The following is a 20,962-nucleotide window of genomic DNA, read 5'->3' as shown; positions in this document are numbered from 1 at the left end:
TGCATAGCCAGCGCATACGGCTGCCGACCGGGCCGAGGTGTTCGATTACATCGAGATGTTCTACAACCCCCAATGCCGTCATAGTTCAACCGGCGACCTGTCCACTGTAGAGTTTGAACGGCGCTACGCGCAACGGGGGTCGTGAGTGTCTACAGAACCCTGGGCGTATCAGGGCCCGGCAGCAAGTATGCCAATGACCGATTCTGATGGGGTACGGCAGAGGATCTCCAGGGTTCCGGCCCAGCAATCCTCAGCGCTCGCCAAACTGTCGGGAAGCATGACGCACTCTGCGGCCCAGGAAAGTGGGTGACCATTACGGGAGCGACCGCTGTCTTGCTGGAGAGCGACGTATGCGGTTGCTCAGTTTTTGATGTCCTGCGAGTCCATCCCTGTGCCACCTAACGCTTGAATTAAGCCGAGTTGCGAAGCGACTTCGGCTTGAATGAGTTGTTAGACGCGCGGCCGAGGTACTGGCTACGCAGCCGACAATGATACGGACCTTGCAATGCCAAAGATTGCAAAGCAACCGCCAGCAAAGATGAAAACAACAGGGACGCAACAGCCCATGGCTTTGCCCACCTTACGTTGCCGCCCCGATTTGGAGAGCGGAACGCCAAGTTGCCGGGACAGCTTGGACTTTGCACTTGAAATGCCGGTGGCACGCTTCCAGGAGAACGACAAACCAGGAATCCACTCCTTCTTGCGTCCCATGACTATCTCCCAAAGCGCCTAAGGAAGGTCTGAACAACGCGATCGGAGGATGTGGTAAGCCATATCGGTCGCGGTGACCGCGCTCAGATCCTCGGTTTTTCGCCGTTTTTGGCGCTTTTTCGGGGTATCGTCCCGATTACGGGCGCACCTACCCCGCGGCGGTAATGAACTCTTTGCGCTTCAGCCACAGATTCGACAGCGCAAACAGCATCAGCATCTGTGCGGTGTTCTTCGCCAAACCGCGATAGCGCACCTTGACGTAGCCAAACTGGCGCTTGATCACCCGAAACGGGTGTTCCACCTTTGCACGCAGGCTGGCTTTTGTGTGCTCCCAGCGCTTGGCCAACTTCAGTTCGCGCTTGTTCTTAATCTGCTTCAGCTTCGAGGGCTTCTCCGCGATCAGGTAGCGCAGTTTGCGCTTGCGCTTCATCTCCTCGCGTTTCTCAAGCCCGGTGTAGCCGCTGTCCGCGCACAGCGTGTCCTCCTTGCCGTGCAGCAGCTTGTGCGCTTGTGTGATATCGGCCACGTTGGCCGCCGTGCACTCCACGTGGTGCACCAGCCCGGAGTCATCGTCCACCCCGATGTGCGCCTTCATCCCGAAGTAGTACTGGTTGCCCTTCTTGGTTTGGTGCATCTCCGGATCGCGCTCGCCATCCTTGTTCTTGGTCGAGCTGGGCGCAGCGATGATCGTGGCGTCCACGATCGTCCCGCCGCGCAAGCTCTGCCCCTTGCGCGACAGGTGCGCGTTGACCCGATTGAACAGCTTGCGCGCCAAATCGTGCTGCTCCAACAGATGGCGGAAGTTGAGAATCGTCGTCTCGTCCGGCACCTCATCCAGCCCGCCGATCTTGGCGAAACGGCGCATCGACACCGTGTCGTACAGCGCTTCTTCCGCCGATGGATCGCTCAGTGCATACCACTGCTGCAAAAAGTGGATGCGCAGCATGGTCTCCAGCCGATACGGCTGTCGCCCCGGCTGCCCCGACTTCGGGTAGTGCGGCTCGATCAGCGCCAGCAGGTCCTTCCACGGCACGACCTGGTCCATCTCGGCCAAGAACACCTCACGCCGCGTCCGCTTGCGCTTGCCGTTGTACTCCGCGTCGCCGAAGGTCAGCTGCATCGAAATCGTCTACTCGGGTCGTTGATCGATTGTGGCAGATCACGATGGATTGTTCAGAGTTTCCCTAGCGTCTCCCACGGCGCGATGCGGGCGCCGAGGTCAACCGGCGGGGACACCACCCCCAACTTCGAAAGACTGCAGGCGAGCTGGCTGGAACCCCTGGCTTGCGCGCGATTGATCCAGCCACAAGCAGCAGGCAGCTCGTGCTGCGCTGCGCCCTATGCAACGCCGGTCGCCTACTCACGCGCGGACGCGCGCCGCATCTGCATCGCTAAGGTTGCGATTCGGGATGCAACCAACCCGCGTCGCCTTCCAGGTAATGCTCGTGCTTCCAGATCGGCACCCGCGCCTTGACCTCATCGATGATGTAGCGACATGCGTCGAATGCGGCGCCACGATGCGCCGCACTGACGCCGACCCACACCGCCATCTCGCCGATACGCAACTCACCCACGCGGTGCACGCAATGCGCGTGCACGATGGCGAATCGCTGCATTGCTTCGTCGACAACACGCTGCCCCTCGGCCTGCGCGAGCGCGGCATAGGCTTCGTAACGCAAGCCGGCCACGCCGCGGCCTTCGTTGTGATTGCGCACCCAGCCTTCGAAACTGGCAAACGCGCCGGCTTGCGGGTGTTCCACCCCGGCACGCAGCTGATCGATCGGCAACGGCACCTCGGAAAGCGCAAAGATCGCGGCGACCTGCTCGTTCACAGTCAACCTCCCGACACCGGCGGAATGAACACCACTTCGCTGCCGTCGCGCAGCGCATCCTCCCAGCGCGCGAATGCGCCATCGACAGCCACACGCAGCTGCGCAGGCGTCCAGCGCAGGCCATGCCGTGCATCGAGTTCTGCATACAGGCCGCGCAGATCCTGCGCGCCGGTGTGCACACGCTCGTCGGCAATGCCTGCAGCCTCGCGCAGGCTGGCGAAGTACAGCACCGTCACCATGACCGTCATTGTTCCGCTCCGATGTCGCGCTTGCCGCCGCGCTTGGACACCAATTTGGTCGGGCCGATGCTCATGCTGTGCGACAACGCCTTGCACATGTCATACACCGTCAACGCCGCCACGCTGGCACCGGTCAGCGCTTCCATCTCCACACCGGTGCGATGCACGCAGCGCACCGTGCAACGGATGTCCAGCAGCTGCTCGCCTGCCCAGTCGATCTCGAAACGACACGCATCGATCGGCAATGGATGGCAGAACGGAATCAATTCGTGCGTGCGCTTGACCGCCATGGTGCCGGCAATCACCGCCGTCTCTACGATGCCGCCCTTGGCACTACGCAAGCCGTTGGCGCGCAATTGTGCGGCCACGGCAGCCGGAAAGCGCACGCGGCTTTCCGCGGTGGCGCTACGGGCGGTAACCGCCTTGTCCGAGACATCCACCATGGTGGGGAGCCCGGCATCGTCCAGATGGGTGAGGCGTGCGGAACGGGATTTTGCAGGCATGGGAAACGACGCGAACGACAGGCCATCAGGATGCGGCATTCTCGGTGAACAAGGTACCTTGATGGAACAGCAGCTGCCATCCAGCAGCATTCCTGCGCCACAACGAGCTGCGCAAGGCCTGCCGCTCAACACCCTGCCGGCGATCCATCGACCGATAGCGCACCTGCGCCAGATCCGGTGCCAACCGCGCGCATTCGAAGTCGTCTGCGCAGTACTCGGCAGCGACACCGGGGACGCGCAAGGCCGCGATTACCTCGCTCCGCGTGTACCGATGGCCCGACGTACCGAACTCGACAAATGCCGGATCGAGCAGCGCTTCCAACACCTGGACATCGGCACGCTGCTGCGGATCGAGCAGACGCAGCTCCAGCGTGCGCAGCAGCACCAGCAGCGCGTCCTCGCTCATCCGCCGATCAAGAACATCTCGACCGGCTTGCCGCGCCGTGGCACCGAGGCGCGCACTTCGCTGTAGCGGTCGCCACGCACGCTCCAGCGCTGGCGCAGATGCGTCGCCAGCGCAGGCGCGCCATTGGCCAGGGCCGGCTTGAGGTCGTGGCCCTGGCTGGCGAACAGGCAGGTATACAGATGCCCGTCGGCCGAGACGCGCGCCCGCTGGCAATCGCCGCAGAACGGCACGCTGACCGAACTGACGAAGCCCACTTCGCCGGCGCCATCCGCGAACGCGTGGCGCTGGGCCACTTCCCCGGTGTAATTGGCGTCCAGCGCCACCAGCGGCCAGCGCGCGTGGATGCGTTCGTGCAATTGCGCTGAGGTCACCACCGCATCCGGGGTCCAGCCATTGCAGCTGCCTACGTCCATGAATTCGATGAAGCGCAGCACGTGCCCGGTGCCGCGGAAGTGCTCCACCAGCGGCAGCACCTGAGCTTCGTTGACGCCACGCTGCACCACGCAATTGATCTTCAGCCGCTGAAAACCGGCGTGCTCGGCGGCGGCGATGCCGGCCAGCACCTGCGCAATCTCGCCGCGATCGCCGCTCATGCGCCTGAACAACGCCGGTTCCAGCGCATCCATGCTGACGGTGATGCGGCGCAACCCGGCCTGCCGCAGCGCGACGGCCTGGCGGGCGAGCAAGGTGCCGTTGGTGGTCAGGGCCAGATCTTCGATGCCCTCGATCGCGGTCAGCCGTGCGATCAGGCTCGGCAGGTCGCGGCGCAGCAGCGGCTCTCCGCCAGTCAGGCGTACCTTGGTCACACCGACCGAGACGAAGGCACGCACCAGGGTTTCCAGCTGATCGAAACTCAACCGCTGCTGTGAATCGAAGCCGTAATCGTCCGGCACGCGATCGGCCGGCATGCAGTACCCGCAGCGGAAATTGCAGGCTTCGATCACCGACAGGCGCAGATCGCGCAACGGGCGGCCGTAGCGGTCCTGCATCGGCGCCATCACGAGATCCGGCTGCAGCAAGGCGCCCATCAGGGCACCGTCGCGGCGGTCGGGTTCGCCAACGCGAGGTATTGACCGGGCACGGCAACGCGGTGGCCACGTGCACGCAGCACATCGCCTTCGGCGTCGCTGGCGTAGTGGTACAGCAGCATGCGGCTCAACAGGTCCTGCGGGTATTCCCGCTCCAAATCGTCCACGCCAGTATGCGACGGGTTGCCGTGAACGCCGCAGTCATGTGCGATGAGCTCGCTGTCGTCCGCATAACGCTTCAGCATTTCCGGAATCGGCCGGGTATCGCCGGTCCAGACCAGCGCGCCTTGCAAACGCAATCCGTAAGCCGTCTCGGGCCAGTGGTGGCGTACCGGGAACACTTCCAGCCGCACGCCGTCGTGCCAGAACGCATCGCCGACCGGCACCAGCTGGAACGCATCCCAGAAGTTCGCCCCGCCCTCGGCCAGCACGTTGGGGTAATCGGCGATGCGCCGCTGCAGCAGCGGCACGACCGGCGCCGGTACGTACAGGCGCGTGCGTCCGCGGCGCTCGGAGAAATAACTGTCGACGAACACCCGTTCCAGGCCGCCGACATGGTCCAGATGCACGTGGGTGATGAAGATTGCCTGTGGCAGCTGGCCATAGTGGGCCTGATAGGCGGTCAGGCCCTCGCTGCCGCAATCGATGGTCAGCCAGGGCGCACCGGCGCGCTCGAGCGTGGCCATCGGCGAGCCAAGCGCCACCGCCGACGCATTGCCGACGCCCTGCACGCGCAAGCCCCAGTCCATCAGTAGCCCCGGCCCCAGGCCAGTTCGTAGGCGCGATGCAGGCGCGCATAGTCCTTGTCGACGTCTTCGCGGCTGCGGTTGCCGCGCAGCTTCAACAGCGAGCGATGCAGCCGCTTGAGGTTGCGCTCGCGCCAGCGCGTGGCCGGAATGCGCAGCACGCCGCGGTCGAAATCGATCAACCAGCCATGCCCGCCGGCGTCGAACAGGATGTTGTGCGCGTTGAGATCGGCGTGATCCAGGCCAGCGCGATGGAAGCGTGCAATCAGCTGGCCGGTCGCCTCCCACGGCGCACCGCGGCCGGCGACCTGGGCGTGGTCGGCCAATGAGCGCACGTTTTCCAGCCGCTCCATCAACAGCGCAGCGCGATAGCCCACGCCTTCGCGCAGATAACAGGCGGCCAACGGACGCGGCACTGGCAACTTGCGTTTGAGCAGTTCGCGCATCAGCCGGAACTCGGCAAAACTGCGCGTACGCCCTGCCCCTTTCCACAGGTAGCGATCGCGGCTCACGCGTGCGGCCATGCCGCCACGCAGGTACTGCCGCAACACGCTATGGCCGAATGGCGCATCCACGAACCACGCGCCGCCACGCCCGCCTGCGTCCACCGGGCGCGCCCTGTCGCCCCACGATTGCGGCGAAAACAGGCTGGCATCGGCTTGCCGCAGCCGTTCGCGGTCGAACAGAATGGCGCCATAACCGCGACCTTCGCGGTACGGCGCCAGCGCTTCGGTGGCATCGAAAGAAACCATCTATCGAGTCTAACAACACCATGGCTGTAACGCCCGCATCGCTGTGTTTGCTGCGCTTGTCCGCCCTGGGCGATGTCACCCATGTGGTGCCACTGGTACGCACGTTGCAGGCGGGGTTTCCTGGAACCCAACTGCATTGGATCATCGACAAGGCCGGGCTGAAATTGCTCGATGGCCTGCCCGGCGTGCAATTTCACGCCTACGACAAACGCAGCGGGGTGGCCGGCATGCGCGCGCTACGCCGGTCGCTGGCGCCGCTGGGCCGCTTCGATGCCTTGCTGCAGATGCAGGTGGCCTTTCGCGCCAATGTGCTGTCGGCCTTCGTGCCGGCGCGGCGACGCATCGGCTACGACCGCAGCCGCTCCAAGGACCTGCACGGCCTGTTCGTCAACGAGCGCATCGCAGATCGACCCGGCATCCATGTGCTCGACGCCATCGGCAGCTTTGCCGAGCCGCTGGGCCTGCGCCAAAACCACGTGCACTGGGATCTGCCGGTGCCCGAGGACGCACACGCCTGGGCGCAGGCTCAGTGGCAGGACGATGGTCGCCCGGTGCTGATGATCTCACCCTGCTCCAGCCACGCGCGTCGCAACTGGTATCCCGATCGCCATGCCGCGCTGGCCGACCATGCCGCCGCGCAGGGCTGGCGGATCGTGCTGTGCGGCGGCCGCAGCGATCTGGAACGCAGCACCGCCGACGCCATCATCGCCAACGCGCATGCGCCGGTGCTGGACCTGGTTGGCAAGGACACGCTCAAGCAGCTGCCCGCCCTGCTCGCCCGCGCGGATCTGGTGGTCACGCCGGATTCGGGGCCGATGCACATCGCCAATGCGATGGGCACGAAGGTGCTCGGCCTGCATGCCGCCAGCAACCCGCGACGGAGCGGCCCGTATTCGGACGTGCGCTATTGCGTGGACCGCTACGACGACGCCGCGCGCAAATTCCTGCAAAAACCGGCCGACCAGCTGAGCTGGGGAACCAAGATCGAATTCGACGAGGTGATGTCGCTGATCACCGTGGATGACGCGATTGCCGCCTTTGAGCGCTATCGCGCCGACCATCGGCGTTGAAGATCGGCGATCAATCGCCGCCGGACCGCCACACGGTTGGCGCAAAGGCGACGCAGCCAGCCCTTCATCACTGGCCCTGAATCTGCTCGGCGATCAGGCGCCGGGCAAATGGCAGAGGCGCCCGCACCAATGGGCGTGAGATCGAGCGGATACGCTTGCTGCAACAACTCGCACTGTCAGACCACCCCCGCGATCAAACCGTCAACATGCTCAGACGCCGGTAGCGCGATAGTCCTGATAGGACTTTTCTTCCACATACGCAGAACCCAGCGCCAGGTTGATTTCCTTTTTGATGCGCGCGCGCTCGTCGTTTTCGATATACACGCTGCGCGCCAGCTGCACGAAGGCATCGTCGAAGCTCTGCGCTTGCTCCTTGAGGCGGATGTCGTCCTCGATCACCCACAGCCGCTCGTTGACGGCCTTGAGCTCGGCGCGCAGGCGCACGATGTCGTGCCCGGCGGCCGGATGCGCCATCCAGCTGGTTTCCAGCGCAGACAGCTCGTTGCGCACATTGGCCAACTTGGCCGCATCGCGCATGCGCTCGGACTTGATCTGCAGGATCGCGATCTTGTCGAGCAGCTCACCAAAGGACACGGGCACCAGGATCTCGGACATGACAGGCCTCCAACGGGGGATCGGGCGGATTGTAGTCATCGCCGCGGCCGGCGACTGCCATACATAAACAAAAGCCCCCTTGCGGGGCTGATGCGAATCTGGCGACAGAGGGGAGGATTCACTCAGCACTAAGTGCCTTCGCCCTGCGGGCGGCTTCGCCGTGCAGGCAGCTACGCTGCCTGTCGAACCCGGGGCTTCTATCCCCCCCCCAATGCCGCCGGCGAAACTCACGCGGCACTGGCACAACTGCTCACCTCAATCTGGCGGAGAGGGGGATTCACTCGGCACTACGTGCCTTCGCCCTGCGGGCGGCTTCGCCGTGCAGGCAGCTGCGCTGCCTGTCGAACCCGGGGCTTCTCATCCCCCCAATGCCGCCGGCGAAACTCACGCGGCACTGGCACAACTGCTCGCCTCAATCTGGCGGAGAGGGGGGGATTCGAACCCCCGAGGCGCTATAAACGCCTGCCTGATTTCGAGTCAGGTACATTCAACCGCTCTGCCACCTCTCCAGATGGTCCCCAGTGTCCTGGGGCCGTGCATCATACGGGCACATGGCCCCAGCCACAAGCGGCCCGGGCCGGCGCAGACGGTGCCTGCCCGCATCCAGGCGTGAACCGGTGCTGCGGCGCCCGCGCGTGGCGTGTTGCCGCTAACCGGCCGGCCCGCGATGATGGTGGCGCATCTTCTCCTTGGCGACCCGGCCCCATGCTCGAATTCGGACACCTCACCCATGTCGGCCTGCGCCGTGACCTCAACGAGGACACCTATTACGGCGACAGCGAGCTGGGATTGTGGCTGGTCGCCGACGGCATGGGGGGGCATGCCTGCGGGGAAGTGGCCAGCGCACTGGCGCGCGAAACCATCGTGCGAGAAGTCCGCGCCGGTACCCCGCTGGCCCAGGCGGTACGCATCGCCGACGAAGAGATCATCAAGACTTCGCGCCGCTGCAACGATACCTTGCCGATGGGCACCACCGTGGTCGCCGCGCGCGTGCTGGGCCAGCGTTTCGAAGTGGCCTGGGTCGGCGACAGCCGCGCCTACCTGTGGCGCGATGGCCGGCTGGCGCAGCTGAGCCAGGACCACAGCTACGTCCAGGAGCTCATCGCCCAGGGCACGCTGACCAGCGAGCAGGCACGCGCGCACCCGCATCGCAACGTGGTGACCCAGGCACTCGGCGTAACCGACCCGGCGCATCTGAATGTCGCCATCATGCAAGGCGAACTCAAATCCGGCATGCAGCTGTTGCTGTGCAGCGACGGCCTGACCGAAGAGGTGGACGATGCCGCCATCGCTGCCACGTTGTCGCAGGCCGACTGCAGCGCGCAGGAGTGCGTGGAATGCCTGGTCGCCGCCGCACTGGATGGCGGCGGTTCGGACAACATCACCGCGATCCTGGTGCGCAGTTACTGAGGCACACCTCGCGCTGCTGGAGCATTTCAACAGCCGCTTTGCATCTTGATCCGCGCAGTGCGCGTCGCGAGCGGCTGGGCGAGCTACGCCTGAGAACGTCGCCTGCCACTCGCCTATTGCTTATCGTCGCCTAGCCGGCGACCGCAATCTCCTCGACCGGCGGATCCCACAACGCACGCCCTGCCTTCTTGCGCAGCTGCGCCAGGCGTGCCTCGTGCGCCTGCGATTCGGAAGCGGTCACCGCAACGCGCGGACGCGGCAACAGCAGCGCCGGGTCGAACGCGATCATGCCGCTCGCACTTTCGCTCTGCTGGCCAGCGTCGGCACTGGCAAACCCGATCTCCTCCTGGCCCGAGGTCAGCGCGATATACACATCGGCCAGGATCTGGGCATCGAGCAAGGCGCCGTGCAGCTGGCGATGCGAGTTGTCCACGCCCAGACGCTTGCACAAGGCATCCAGGGAATTGCGCTGCCCCGGATAGCGCTCGCGCGCCATCATCAAGGTATCCACCACCGTGGCGCGCTCGACGATGCGCCCGTAGTGATCGCCCAGCAGTGACAGCTCGTTGTCCAGAAACCCCAGGTCGAACGCGGCGTTGTGGATGATCAGTTCCGCGCCGTCGATATAGGCAAGAAACTCGTCCACCACCTCGCCGAACAGCGGTTTATCGGCCAGAAATTCCAGGGTCAGCCCGGTCACCTCTTGTGCGCCCGGTTCGAAATCGCAGTCGGGCTTCAGGTAACGATGGAAATTGTTGCCGCTCGGACGCCGCTCCAGCAGCTCCACCGCGCCGATTTCGACGACGCGGTTGCCCTTGCGCCACTCCAGGCCGGTGGTTTCGGTATCGAGAATGATCTGACGCATGTGTCCTCTTACGATGTCGCAAGACCATCGCGCTGGGCGATGGCCTGATTGCGGGCGAGCACGTCGACGCGCTCGTTGTCCGGGTCGCCATTGTGGCCTTTCACCCAACGCCAATCGATGCGATGGCGCTGCGTGGCCGCGTGCAGCCGCTCCCACAACTCGCGATTTTTGACCGGATCGCCACCGGCGGTTTTCCAGTTGCGCCGCACCCATCCCGACATCCATTCGGTGATGCCTTGGCGCACGTACTGCGAATCGGTATGCAACACGATCTGGCACGGCTCGGTCAGCGTTTCCAGCGCCATGATCGCCGCCATCAATTCCATGCGGTTGTTCGTCGACACCGCCTCACCGCCGGCCAGCTCCTTCTCGCGGCCGTTGTAACGCAACAAGGCCGCCCAGCCGCCCGGGCCGGGATTGCCGAGGCAGGAGCCATCGGTATGCACTTCAATGGATTTCATCAGGTTCCAGAGTTGAACGTAAACAGGTCAGATCGTGGCCACCGGTTGTGGCCAGCGGGCAGGCAGGGCAATCGGTGTCGGCCCGATCGCTGCGGCAGCGCGCTTTTCAACCTCCAGCAGGTACACCGCGCGCCAGGGTGCCCGACCGGGGTCGGTGGACTCGCCGCTGGGGCGCCAGATCGGCCCCAGGTAGCGCTCCGCCTGCACGCTGTGCAGACCGGCACGCTGCGCCAACAGGCGCCAGCGATCCGGACGCAACGCGACCGGCCCGCGCCGCGCCCAGCGGAAGCGGTAGGGGCTCATCGGATTGAGCGTGAACAGCCATAGACGGCCGCCGGGCATCAGCAAACGCTCGCATTCGGCCAGAAAATCCGCTGCCCCACCAACTACCGCATGCTGCGCCACGATCGCCTGCAGGCTCTCGGTGGGCAGCGGAAATGGCAGCGCGCAGCGTGCGTCGCCAGCAAAGCGGCCGGCACTGCGATGCAGCCGCAAACCGCGCCCTTGCAGCAGCTCGCGCGCCGGCATGTCGGCGGTCGGCGTCAGCCACAACCACGGCTGCGACGGCCGTGTCTGGAGCGCTTCCAACGCCAGACGACGCTCCAGCTGAAGCAGGCCGCGCCCGGCGCCGGTTTCAAACCAGGATGAGACGCCAGCTTGACGGGAGAATGGCGGGGCAGGCATGGTCCCAATTCTATGCGACTGATCGCCCTGCCCGCATTCGACGACAACTACATCTGGGCGCTGATCGCTGCAGATGGCCGCGCCATTATTGTCGACCCCGGTCAGTCCGAGCCGGTCCTGGCGGCCGCGCAGCACCAGGGCCTGGTGCCGAGCGCTGTCCTGCTGACCCACCACCACGGCGACCATATCGGCGGCGTTGCCGAGCTCCAGCAGCGCTGGCCGGACCTGGAGCTGTTCGGCCCGGCCGACGAACGCATCCCGGCGGACGCGCATCGGGTGGGTCACGGCGAGCGCTTGCGCCTGCTGGATGTCGAGTTCCAGGTGCTTGAGGTGCCCGGCCACACCCGCAGCCACATCGCCTTCGTCGCTGACGGTCACCTGTTCAGCGGTGATACCCTGTTCAGCCTAGGCTGTGGGCGGATGTTCGAAGGTACCGCTCCCCAGATGTTCGACTCGTTGCAGCGCCTGGCCTGCCTGCCTGGCGAAACGCTTGTGTGTTGCGGCCACGAATACACGATGGCCAACGCGGCCTTCGCGCTGCACGTCGATCCCACCAACGCTGCCTTGCAGCGCCGTCAACAGGAAGCCCAGGCCATGCGTCATGCAGCCCGTCCTACCCTGCCGATTTCGCTCAAGAGTGAACTGGCCACCAATCCGTTCTTACGCACCGGCCGCCCCGAAATCCGCGCTGCAGTGGCATCGCGCGCACCCGGCGCAATTTCCTCTGAAGTTGATGTTTTCGCCGAACTTCGGCGCTGGAAAGACGAATTTCGCGCATGAGGCGCATGGTTTTGGCAGTGCTGGCCGCCTGTTCGGCCATTGCACCGGCAGCCGCAACGCCCAACGACGCAAGCTCCGCACGCGCAAGTAGCCAGGTCGCGCAAGCCAGCGCGCCCAGCCTCCGCAACGGGCGCGAGATTTTTTCGGCCTTCCTCGACGGCCGCGCCGACCCGGGGTGCGACAGTGCGCATAGCGATGCCCGCTGGGAACAGCATTTTTCGCGCGCCCCGGCCCGCCTGGCAGACGACGCACAGGATGTCCTGCCGCTCTTCGGTTATGTCGTCGACGAGTTGCGCAAGGCCGACATGCCGACCGAATTTGCGCTGATTCCATTCGTTGAAAGCGGCTACCGCCCGGGGGCCCGCAACGGCAGCGGTCCTGCCGGCTTGTGGCAATTCATCGCGACCACCGCGCGCAACCACCAGGTGCCGGTCGGTGCGCAATACGACGGACGCCTGTCGGCGGTGGACTCCACCACTGCGGCGGTGCGCTATCTCAAGACCCTTTACGGCATGTTCGGCGGAGACTGGCGCCTGGCCCTGATGGCCTACAACGCCGGCGAGTACCGCGTGCTGCAGGCAATGCGCAGCGCCGGGATGAACGCGCAAAACGCACGCCCGTCCGAATTGCCGGGCATGTCCAAGGTCACCTACGACTATGTGGAAAAACTGCACGCACTTGCCTGCGTGCTCGATCACGCGCAACAGCAGGGCAACTTGCTGACTTCACTGGATCGCGAGGTACCCGTCCTCACCGAACATGCGTTGCCGGCAGGCACCAGCCTAAATGCCTGGGCTGGACAGCGCGCGATCGAGCCGCAAGTGCTCGCGCGCCTGAATCCCGCCCTCGCTGGCGCACGCGTTGCGCCGCGCGGTGTGCACGTGCTTGCGCCGCTTGCGCCGCCGCAGCCCGGCGCGAATAGCGCCGCGGTCGCATCTGCCCAGGTGGGAACTGGCGCCGCCAGCACTGCGGCACCGACCGCCGTCGCCTCTGCAGCCAGCAAAGCGTCGACCTCGCCGGCACGTACCCACACCGTGCGCAGTGGCGAATCGGCCTGGGCGATCGCACGCCGCTATGGCATCACCGTGACGACCCTGCTCGCCACCAACGGCCTGGACAAAAGCGCCATCCTGAAGCCTGGCATGGTGCTGTCGTTCGACGATTCGCCCTGAGTGACGCGCCGAGGGCCGGCGCACCTTGAACGTCGTCGTGGGCGCAGGCAGGCGGCCAGCAGCATGAGCGCGTCGATCCTGAACTTCGCTCACCAACCCAGCCGCCTTGGTCAGGCCGCTTCGGTCGCGAAAGATGGATGTCGAATGTGACCTGGGGCGCAGACGCACAGCTAGTACCTCCCGGGTGTCGCGCCGGAGAACCGACCTGGCGCTAGGTCTGCAAGCTGAGCTCCGACGAAATCGAAGCCTGCAGACCTCCACGCAATGCGCGCCATGACGTTAGCGATGCTCCCCGTTAAGTCAATCGTGCCTAGCCATTCAACTGACCCGGCCACCGGAGATCATCAGCGGTACACCTCGCATGTCTTTCAGGACCCCTGCCCGCGCGCGCCGTCGCACAATCGAGCGGCAAAGGCGGCGACTGCCACATCGTCAGGCGACTAGCCGACAACCCCGCGATTGGCGTACTGCAAGCGCAACTCCCTTGAGCCATCCGGGCACGCAAACGCTGCCGGCCAATCAATCCGCGCCGCACGGGAGTGTGACTGCGACAGGCGTCAGCCGGCCCGTTCTGCACGGCGAACGCCCAAAGAAAAAGCCCGGTTGCCCGGGCTTTTCTCTACCGATGATTATCCCACCTTAGAGCTGGGCCTCTTCGATCTGAATCTTGTAGCGCTTGCGCATTTCCTTGACATAAGCCTGCGCAGCGTTGTTTCCGTCGATCTGGCTCAACTGCTCGCGCAGCATCGTCTGCTGTTCGGCCGGCATCTGCTTCAGATCGCCCGGCGTCGCCTTGCTGATGACAAAGACAGCAAAGCGCCCGCCATCCAGCTCCACCTTGCCCACCGACGGCTTGCCTTCGGTCGGTCGCGGCGCGCTGAAGATCGCACGGTTCGCAGCCGGGGTCGGGATCGGCGCCGTCCGCGGCAGCCCCGGGATCGGCTGCACCTGCAACTTCTCGCTGTCGGCCAGCGCCTGCAGCGTCTCACCCTTTTGCACGCGTGCCAGCAAGGCGTCGGCAGCAGCCGCGGCGGCTTTCTCGGCACGGTCTGCACGGATTGCCGCGGTCACCTTGTCGCGCACCTTGCCCAACGGCAATGCCTGTTCGGCAGTGTGATTGGTCACACGCAACACCACGCTGTGGTTCGGCGCGATGGTGATGGGATCGCTCACGGTGCCGTCCTGCACCAGCGTTTCGGAAAACGCCGCGCGCAGCACAGCCGGGTTGGCGGCAACACCGCTGGCATCACTGCGCGAGAACGGCCCCAGCGTCTGCACCGGCAGGCCGACCTGCTTGGCCGCCGGCTCCAGTGCGGTGGGGTTTTTGTAAACCTGGTCCACCAACTTGCCACTGACATCGGCAAAGGCCTTGTCTGCGTCAGCCTTGAGCTGCTCGGCAGCGAGTTGGTCGCGCACCTGCTCGAACGACTTGCCCTGGCCGCCCTTGACCTCACGCAGCTGGATCACGTGATAGCCGAATTCGCTCTTGATCGGGCCGACCACCTCGCCAGCCTTCATCGAGAACAGCGCGTCCTCGAACGGCTTGACCATCGTGCCCTTCTCGACCCAGCCCAGGTCGCCGCCGGCATCCTTGGAGCCAGGGTCCTGCGAATTGGCTTTCGCCAGCGCAGCAAAGTCGGCACCCGGCTGCTTGGCCTCGGCAGCGAGCTTGGCAGCCTTCGCTTCGGCAGCCTTCTGCGCGGCGGCATCGGCGCCGTCACTGATCAGGATGTGCGACGCAAGGCGTTGCTCCGGCTCGACGAAGCGTGCCTTCTCGTCTTCATAACGCTTGCGCAGCGTGGCCTCGTCGGCCGCAGTGGCTGGCGGCATCGTGGCGGCGTTGAGTTCCACGTATTCGATCGTCACGGTTTCCGGCTGACGGAAATCCTGCGCATGCCCGTCGTACCATTGCTTGATCTGCGCATCGCTCACCGGCGCGGTGTCTGCGGCCGGTGGCGGCAGCATCGCCAGCTCCACATCGCGCGTCTCGCCCATCAGCTTGAGCAGGCGCTCGAACTCGGACTTGGTCGCAAAGCCGGACTCCGCCACCGCCTGTGGGATCACCGACTGCTGCAGGCTATCGCGCACCAGCGTGTCGAACTGCGCTGGCGTGCGCGGCGGCGTGCCCTGCGCGAGCGCAGCGCGGTACTGGTCGGGACTGAACTTGCCATCGACCTGGAATGCAGGAATGTTGGCAATGTAATCGCGCACGGTCGCATCACCGATGACGATTCCAGCGTCTTCCGCACCCAGTCGCACCACCTGTTCGTCGACCAGTTGGTCGAGCACCTGCAGCTTGTTTTCGCGGGATTCGAAGGTGCGCGGATCGAATTTCTCGCCCTGGCGCTGACGCTCCTGCATGCGCGCCTGCTCAAAGCGCGCGCGGAAATCCTGCGTGCTGATTTCGTGGTGCTGCCACAGCAACGAGACCGGCCACCACGACGGTGCCGATTTCCACCAGGTCGGCGGCGCCTGCACCTTGGCCACGTTGTTGGCGCCAATACCGCCGAGGTAGCTGTTGTCGATGACGAACAGGAATGGAATCATCAGCAACCCCAGGATGGCGGTAGCGATCCAGCCTGACGTCTTGTCGCGAAGTTTCTGCAGCATTGGCAAATCACGGCCTGTGGGCGAGCCGCGCAGTGTAACGCGCTTGGCGCCAAGCACCCAGCCCAATGCCCGTGACGACGGCGTGGCGCATCAGTTGATCCAGGGTGAACAGCGCCCACTCGGGCCACAGACCGAAGCACCGTCAAACGCAGCGGCACGTGCCGCTGCCCGATGCGCAACAGCACGCGACGACGCCACGACCAATGGACCCACACCCGCCAACCGACAGTCAAAAAAAACCCCCGACACAAGGCCGAGGGCTTCGTATAACTGGCGGAGCGGACGGGACTCGAACCCGCGACCTCCGGCGTGACAGGCCAGCATTCTAACCAGCTGAACTACCGCTCCGCTTTAAACTTGGACATCTGCCTCCACTCCATTCGCATCACGAATGTCGTGGAGAAAACGAAGCCCCCAATTGCTCAGGGGCTTTGCGTGTAACTGGCGGAGCGGACGGGACTCGAACCCGCGACCTCCGGCGTGACAGGCCAGCATTCTAACCAGCTGAACTACCGCTCCGCGCTTGAAACATTTGCCTGGTGCTTAATGGTGGGTGCTGAGGGTTTCGAACCCCCGACCCTCTCCGTGTAAGGGAGACGCTCTACCGCTGAGCTAAGCACCCTAGCGAGTCGATTAGTTTACTGCATCCTTCAGGGCTTTACCAGCCTTGAATGCAGGATTCTTCGAAGCAGCGATCTTGATGCTGTCGCCGGTCTTCGGATTGCGGCCGGTGCGCTCGGCGCGCTCACGGACCTGGAAGGTACCGAAGCCAACGAGGGTGACGGCGTCGCCCTTCTTCAGTGCCTTGGTGATTTCGCTCACAACCGCGTCAACAGCACGGCCAGCTTCAGCCTTGGAGATGTCAGCGGCAGCGGCAACGCCATCGATCAATTCGGTTTTATTCATTCTTGAAACTCCCTTTGCGGCAGATGCCGCGGAATCGACAATCGGCGCTCTTGCCCTAAGCGAAGAACCCGACACAAGTGGTATCGCATGACGCATCACATTTTGCCGCGCCCACGAGTCGTGCATTTATACCAGCGCCCCCAACAGCACGCAAGCCAAAACCCAATAACGACGCGGGTTTTGGCTTGTTTTGGCTAGGCTTAGACAGCCCTCGTTAGTGCTTGACGCGGGTACCCGGTGTGCTACGCGACTTGCCGCGCACGGTCACCCGCGAAGCCGCCTTGCGGGCCTTTTCCTTGCCGGCCTTCTTCGGCGCGAGCGGACGTTCCAGTGCCAGGTCCAGCACCTCGTCGATCCACTTCACCGGCACGATCTTCAGATCGCGGGTCACGTTCGGAGGGATGTCGGCCAAGTCCTTGCGGTTCTCGTCCGGGATCAGCACGGTGCGGATGCCACCGCGCAGGGCCGCCAGCAACTTCTCCTTCAAGCCACCGATCGCCGATACCCGTCCGCGCAGGGTGATCTCGCCGGTCATCGCCACATCGGCGCGAATCGGCACCCGCGTCAGCACCGACACCAGCGAGGTCACCATCGCGATACCTGCGCTTGGGCCATCCTTGGGCGTGGCGCCGTCGGGCACATGCACATGCACATCCTGCTTCTGCAGGAAATCCACATCGATGCCGAGCCGCTCGGCGCGCGAACGCACCACCGACAATGCCGCCGATGCCGATTCCTTCATGACATTGCCGAGCTGGCCGGTGAGGATCAGGTTGCCCTTGCCCGGCACCAACGTGGACTCGACCTGCAGCAGTTCGCCGCCGACTTCGGTCCATGCCAGACCCGTGACCAGACCGATCTCGTTTTCTTCTTCGGCACGGCCGAAGTCGAAACGACGCACGCCCAGATACTTGTCGAGATTCTTCGCATTGACGGTGACCAGCGCCTTTGGCTTGCCCTTCTTGGCAACCGCCTTCTTGGCCGCCGGCTGCGGACCTGCGAGCGCAATTTCCTTGACCACCTTGCGGCAGATCTTGGCCACCTCGCGCTCGAGGTTACGCACGCCCGACTCTCGCGTGTAATACCGCACGATGTCCTGGATCGCATCGCTGGCGATCTCGATCTCTTCCGGCTTCAAGCCGTTGGCCTTGATCTGCTTGGGCATCAGATAGCGCGTGGCAATGTTGAGCTTCTCGTCCTCGGTGTACCCGGGGATGCGGATCACTTCCATGCGGTCCAGCAACGGGCCCGGGATATTGAGCGAGTTGGAGGTGGCGACGAACATCACCTCCGACAGGTCCAGATCGACCTCCAGATAATGGTCGTTGAACGAGTTGTTCTGCTCCGGGTCCAGCACCTCCAGCAATGCCGACGACGGGTCGCCACGGAAGTCCATCGACATCTTGTCGATTTCGTCCAGCAGGAACAGCGGATTCTTGCTGCCGACCTTGTTGAGGTTCTGCACCAGGCGGCCCGGCATCGAACCGACATAGGTCCGGCGGTGGCCACGGATTTCGGCCTCGTCGCGAATGCCGCCCAGGCTCATACGCACGAACTTGCGGTTGGTCGCCTTGGCGATCGACTGCCCGAGCGAGGTCTTGCCCACGCCCGGCGGCCCGACCAGGCACAGGATCGGCCCCTTCATCTGCTTCACGCGCGACTGCACGGCCAAGTATTCAAGGATGCGCTCCTTGACCTTGTCCAGGCCGTAGTGATCGGCGTCCAGCGTATCTTCGGCAACCTTGAGGTCCTTGCGCACCTTGGTGCGCTTCTTCCACGGCACGCCCAGCAGCCAGTCCAGGTAGTTGCGCACCACGGCCGCCTCGGCGGACATCGGCGACATCTGCTTGAGCTTGTTGAGCTCGGCCTTGGCCTTGGTCTCGACCGGCTTGGGCATGCCCGACTCGGCGATCTTGCGCGCCAGCTCTTCCAGCTCGCCGGGCGCATCGTCCAGGTCGCCCAGTTCCTTCTGGATCGCCTTCATCTGCTCGTTGAGGTAGTACTCGCGCTGGCTCTTTTCCATCTGCGACTTGACCCGGCCGCGGATGCGCTTTTCCAGCTGCTGCACGTCGATTTCGCCATCCACCAGACCGACCAGCAATTCCAGCCGTTCTCCGGTGTCGGTGATTTCCAGCAGACGCTGCTTGTCGGCCAGACGCACACCGATGTGGGCGGCGATGGTGTCCGCCAGGCGGCCCGGCTCATCGATGCCCGACAAGGTCTGAAGCAGCTCTGGCGGCAGCTTGCGATTGGTCTTGACGTACTGTTCGAACAGCGACATCAGCGACCGCGCAATCGCTTCCACCTCGCGCGGCTCGCGCGCGTCGCTGGCCTCGATTTCGGTGCCCTGCCCCTGCAATGCGCCGTCCTGCTCGACAACCTTGTCCACGGTGACCCGCGACAGACCCTCGACCAGCACCTTGATGGTGCCATCGGGGAGCTTGAGCAACTGCAGCACCTGCGCCAGGGTGCCGACGGTATACAGGTCGCCGGCAGCCGGGTCGTCGGTCTCGGCCGACTTCTGCGCCACCAACAGGATGCGCTTGTCCGCTTCCATGGCTTTTTCCAGCGCGCGCATCGACTTGTCGCGGCCGACGAACAGCGGGATCACCATGTGCGGAAACACCACCACGTCGCGCAGCGGCAACACTGGCAGATCGAGAATTTCTGGTTGGGACTGGGCCATGGGGCACTCCGCAGGAATGGGGGTTTTTGGGGCAGTAAAAAGCCGATGGCCCCGTTATGGGGCCATCGGCGAGGTGTTGCAAGTAGCGTTCGGAAAGCGGTTATCCGCCAGCGAGGCCGAGGCCCGGCGAGGCGGCCAACAGACTCAGTCCCCGGACGCAGCCTTGGCGGGAGCCGGTTGCGCCTGGTAGATCAGATACGGCTCGGACTTGTGCTCGATCACCGACTCGTCCACCACGACCTTGCTGACGTTTTCCTGCGACGGCAGCTCGTACATGGTGTCCAGCAGCACCGATTCGACGATGGTGCGCAGCCCGCGGGCGCCGGTCTTGCGCTTGAGCGCCTTCTTGGCGATCGCCGAAAGGGCATCGGGGCGGAACTCCAGCTCCACGCCTTCCATGTCGAACAACTTCTTGAACTGCTTGGTGATGGCGTTCTTGGGCTCGGTCAGGATCTTGATCAGCGCCGGCTCATCGAGCTCTTCCAGCGTGGCGACCACCGGCAGACGGCCGACGAACTCGGGAATCAGGCCGAACTTGATCAGATCTTCCGGCTCGACTTCGGCCAGGATCTTGCCCACTTCCTGCTTGCGCTCGCTGCTCTTGACCTTGGCACCGAAGCCAATGCCGCCAGCGTCGTTGGAACGCTGCTGAATAACCTTGTCCAGCCCGGCGAATGCACCGCCGCAGATGAACAGGATGTTCTTGGTATCGACCTGCAGGAATTCCTGCTGCGGGTGCTTGCGGCCGCCCTGCGGCGGCACCGAAGCCACCGTGCCTTCGATCAGCTTCAGCAGCGCCTGCTGCACGCCTTCGCCGGACACATCGCGGGTGATCGACGGGTTCTCGCTCTTGCGCGAGATCTTGTCGATTTCGTCGATGTAGACGATGCCCTGCTGCGCCTTCTCGACGTCGTAATCGCACTTCTGCAGCAGCTTCTGGATGATGTTTTCCACGTCCTCGCCGACATAGCCGGCTTCGGTGAGCGTGGTGGCATCGGCGATCGTGAACGGCACATTGAGCAGGCGCGCCAGCGTTTCGGCCAGCAGCGTCTTGCCCGAACCGGTCGGACCGACCAGCAGGATGTTGGATTTCGCCAGCTCGACGTCATCGTTCTTGCTGCGGCTCTCGATACGCTTGTAGTGGTTGTACACCGCCACCGCGAGCGTGCGCTTGGCGCGCAGCTGCCCGATCACGTATTGATCCAGCACCTCGAGAATCTCGCGCGGCTTGGGCAGGCTGGAACGTGCCGACTGCGCCTTCTCTTCGAGTTCCTCGCGGATGATGTCGTTGCACAGCTCAACGCACTCATCGCAGATGAATACGCTGGGACCGGCAATCAGCTTACGGACTTCATGCTGACTCTTACCGCAGAACGAGCAGTAGAGAATCTTGTTGCTGTCGCCGGAACGACCTTGGCGGTCTTCGCTCATGCTTCTGTTACCCAGTTACCCCACCCGATGCACGGGGGTTCGATTTCGAGAATAG

The 20,962-nt window shown here is 64.2% G+C and carries 22 protein-coding genes and 4 tRNA genes; 4 read left to right on the top strand and 22 right to left on the bottom strand.

Annotated features, from left to right (window positions below; translation table 11 throughout):
* Nucleotides 1-168 precede the first annotated feature (168 nt).
* The 10 genes from ACCQ03_RS05770 to ACCQ03_RS05725 all read right to left on the bottom strand — a co-directional run bounded on the left by ACCQ03_RS05770 (nucleotide 169) and on the right by ACCQ03_RS05725 (nucleotide 6,217).
* Entirely contained in the window at nucleotides 169-279 is a 111-nt protein-coding gene (locus tag ACCQ03_RS05770; RefSeq protein WP_370512601.1) for a hypothetical protein, read from the bottom strand.
* Nucleotides 280-474: 195 nt separating this feature from the next.
* Complete coding sequence (locus ACCQ03_RS05765) at nucleotides 475-711, bottom strand: hypothetical protein (protein ID WP_081023147.1); 237 nt, start codon at nucleotides 709-711, stop codon at nucleotides 475-477.
* Between the two features lie 148 nt (nucleotides 712-859).
* Nucleotides 860-1,831, bottom strand: coding sequence for an IS5 family transposase (locus ACCQ03_RS05760; protein ID WP_150147813.1), 972 nt, complete (start codon nucleotides 1,829-1,831; stop codon nucleotides 860-862).
* Between the two features lie 271 nt (nucleotides 1,832-2,102).
* On the bottom strand, nucleotides 2,103-2,549 hold the full coding sequence (locus ACCQ03_RS05755) for a molybdenum cofactor biosynthesis protein MoaE (RefSeq protein WP_042676280.1): 447 nt from the start codon (nucleotides 2,547-2,549) through the stop codon (nucleotides 2,103-2,105).
* Complete coding sequence (locus ACCQ03_RS05750; protein WP_042676279.1) at nucleotides 2,546-2,791, bottom strand: MoaD/ThiS family protein; 246 nt, start codon at nucleotides 2,789-2,791, stop codon at nucleotides 2,546-2,548. Before ACCQ03_RS05750 ends, ACCQ03_RS05755 begins: the two co-directional genes overlap by 4 nt.
* Nucleotides 2,788-3,285, bottom strand: coding sequence for a cyclic pyranopterin monophosphate synthase MoaC (gene moaC / locus ACCQ03_RS05745; protein WP_057678965.1), 498 nt, complete (start codon nucleotides 3,283-3,285; stop codon nucleotides 2,788-2,790). Before moaC ends, ACCQ03_RS05750 begins: the two co-directional genes overlap by 4 nt.
* Before the next feature lie 25 nt (nucleotides 3,286-3,310).
* Nucleotides 3,311-3,691: a nuclear transport factor 2 family protein gene (locus ACCQ03_RS05740; RefSeq protein WP_081022918.1), complete on the bottom strand. Its 381-nt coding sequence runs from the start codon at nucleotides 3,689-3,691 to the stop codon at nucleotides 3,311-3,313.
* Nucleotides 3,688-4,719: a GTP 3',8-cyclase MoaA gene (gene moaA, locus ACCQ03_RS05735; protein ID WP_057678961.1), complete on the bottom strand. Its 1,032-nt coding sequence runs from the start codon at nucleotides 4,717-4,719 to the stop codon at nucleotides 3,688-3,690. Before moaA ends, ACCQ03_RS05740 begins: the two co-directional genes overlap by 4 nt.
* The gene (locus ACCQ03_RS05730; protein WP_057678962.1) at nucleotides 4,719-5,468 is read right to left on the bottom strand and encodes an MBL fold metallo-hydrolase; all 750 of its coding nucleotides are present in this window, start codon (nucleotides 5,466-5,468) and stop codon (nucleotides 4,719-4,721) included. The genes moaA and ACCQ03_RS05730 overlap by 1 nt, the downstream gene beginning before the upstream one ends.
* The gene (locus tag ACCQ03_RS05725; protein ID WP_057678963.1) at nucleotides 5,468-6,217 is read right to left on the bottom strand and encodes a 3-deoxy-D-manno-octulosonic acid kinase; all 750 of its coding nucleotides are present in this window, start codon (nucleotides 6,215-6,217) and stop codon (nucleotides 5,468-5,470) included. The genes ACCQ03_RS05730 and ACCQ03_RS05725 overlap by 1 nt, the downstream gene beginning before the upstream one ends.
* Before the next feature lie 20 nt (nucleotides 6,218-6,237).
* Here ACCQ03_RS05725 and ACCQ03_RS05720 point away from each other — a divergent pair, with 20 nt between their 5' ends.
* Nucleotides 6,238-7,287, top strand: a complete 1,050-nt coding sequence (locus ACCQ03_RS05720) for a glycosyltransferase family 9 protein (protein WP_209226058.1) — start codon at nucleotides 6,238-6,240, stop codon at nucleotides 7,285-7,287.
* A gap of 210 nt (nucleotides 7,288-7,497) precedes the next feature.
* Here ACCQ03_RS05720 and ACCQ03_RS05715 read toward each other — a convergent pair whose 3' ends face one another.
* Both ACCQ03_RS05715 and ACCQ03_RS05710 read right to left on the bottom strand, forming a co-directional pair.
* Nucleotides 7,498-7,902, bottom strand: coding sequence for a DUF6165 family protein (locus tag ACCQ03_RS05715; RefSeq protein WP_017158129.1), 405 nt, complete (start codon nucleotides 7,900-7,902; stop codon nucleotides 7,498-7,500).
* A gap of 418 nt (nucleotides 7,903-8,320) precedes the next feature.
* A tRNA-Ser gene (locus tag ACCQ03_RS05710) sits at nucleotides 8,321-8,411 on the bottom strand.
* Nucleotides 8,412-8,607: 196 nt separating this feature from the next.
* Here ACCQ03_RS05710 and ACCQ03_RS05705 point away from each other — a divergent pair.
* Complete coding sequence (locus ACCQ03_RS05705) at nucleotides 8,608-9,312, top strand: PP2C family protein-serine/threonine phosphatase (RefSeq protein WP_003483822.1); 705 nt, start codon at nucleotides 8,608-8,610, stop codon at nucleotides 9,310-9,312.
* A gap of 130 nt (nucleotides 9,313-9,442) precedes the next feature.
* Here the strand turns inward: ACCQ03_RS05705 and dnaQ are convergent, their stop codons facing one another.
* From dnaQ to ACCQ03_RS05690, 3 genes are read right to left on the bottom strand one after another with little or no spacing between them, the layout of a single operon-like run.
* Nucleotides 9,443-10,177, bottom strand: coding sequence for a DNA polymerase III subunit epsilon (gene dnaQ, locus ACCQ03_RS05700; protein ID WP_039574183.1), 735 nt, complete (start codon nucleotides 10,175-10,177; stop codon nucleotides 9,443-9,445).
* 8 nt (nucleotides 10,178-10,185) lie between these two features.
* Nucleotides 10,186-10,638 (bottom strand): ribonuclease HI, encoded by a 453-nt coding sequence (gene rnhA, locus ACCQ03_RS05695; RefSeq protein ID WP_017158126.1) that lies wholly within the window; start codon nucleotides 10,636-10,638, stop codon nucleotides 10,186-10,188.
* A gap of 27 nt (nucleotides 10,639-10,665) precedes the next feature.
* A complete protein-coding gene (locus ACCQ03_RS05690; protein ID WP_003483816.1) occupies nucleotides 10,666-11,322 on the bottom strand; it encodes a class I SAM-dependent methyltransferase in 657 nt (218 codons plus the stop codon).
* Between the two features lie 12 nt (nucleotides 11,323-11,334).
* Here ACCQ03_RS05690 and gloB point away from each other — a divergent pair, with 12 nt between their 5' ends.
* Both gloB and ACCQ03_RS05680 read left to right on the top strand, forming a co-directional pair.
* Nucleotides 11,335-12,102: a hydroxyacylglutathione hydrolase gene (gene gloB / locus ACCQ03_RS05685; protein ID WP_057679775.1), complete on the top strand. Its 768-nt coding sequence runs from the start codon at nucleotides 11,335-11,337 to the stop codon at nucleotides 12,100-12,102.
* Entirely contained in the window at nucleotides 12,099-13,274 is a 1,176-nt protein-coding gene (locus tag ACCQ03_RS05680; protein ID WP_150145606.1) for a lytic transglycosylase domain-containing protein, read from the top strand. Before gloB ends, ACCQ03_RS05680 begins: the two co-directional genes overlap by 4 nt.
* Nucleotides 13,275-13,913: 639 nt before the next feature.
* Here ACCQ03_RS05680 and ACCQ03_RS05675 read toward each other — a convergent pair.
* The 7 genes from ACCQ03_RS05675 to clpX all read right to left on the bottom strand — a co-directional run bounded on the left by ACCQ03_RS05675 (nucleotide 13,914) and on the right by clpX (nucleotide 20,907).
* Nucleotides 13,914-15,884, bottom strand: a complete 1,971-nt coding sequence (locus tag ACCQ03_RS05675) for a peptidyl-prolyl cis-trans isomerase (RefSeq protein WP_209226053.1) — start codon at nucleotides 15,882-15,884, stop codon at nucleotides 13,914-13,916.
* A gap of 271 nt (nucleotides 15,885-16,155) precedes the next feature.
* Nucleotides 16,156-16,232, bottom strand: a tRNA-Asp gene (locus ACCQ03_RS05670).
* Nucleotides 16,233-16,326: 94 nt separating this feature from the next.
* Nucleotides 16,327-16,403: transfer RNA gene (locus tag ACCQ03_RS05665), tRNA-Asp, on the bottom strand.
* A gap of 28 nt (nucleotides 16,404-16,431) precedes the next feature.
* Nucleotides 16,432-16,506 (bottom strand) — tRNA-Val (locus ACCQ03_RS05660).
* A gap of 11 nt (nucleotides 16,507-16,517) precedes the next feature.
* Nucleotides 16,518-16,790: a non-specific DNA-binding protein Hbs gene (gene hbs / locus ACCQ03_RS05655; RefSeq protein ID WP_002806049.1), complete on the bottom strand. Its 273-nt coding sequence runs from the start codon at nucleotides 16,788-16,790 to the stop codon at nucleotides 16,518-16,520.
* Nucleotides 16,791-17,004: 214 nt separating this feature from the next.
* A complete protein-coding gene (lon, locus tag ACCQ03_RS05650; RefSeq protein WP_017158121.1) occupies nucleotides 17,005-19,476 on the bottom strand; it encodes an endopeptidase La in 2,472 nt (823 codons plus the stop codon).
* Nucleotides 19,477-19,620: 144 nt separating this feature from the next.
* Nucleotides 19,621-20,907: an ATP-dependent Clp protease ATP-binding subunit ClpX gene (gene clpX, locus ACCQ03_RS05645; protein ID WP_003483788.1), complete on the bottom strand. Its 1,287-nt coding sequence runs from the start codon at nucleotides 20,905-20,907 to the stop codon at nucleotides 19,621-19,623.
* Nucleotides 20,908-20,962: the final 55 nt, after the last annotated feature.

The sequence above is a fragment of the Xanthomonas sp. NCPPB 3569 genome (assembly GCF_041475645.2).
GTDB lineage: Bacteria > Pseudomonadota > Gammaproteobacteria > Xanthomonadales > Xanthomonadaceae > Xanthomonas > Xanthomonas phaseoli.
Note: the sequence above shows the minus strand (reverse complement) of the source record. Positions and strands in the feature narration are given on the sequence as shown.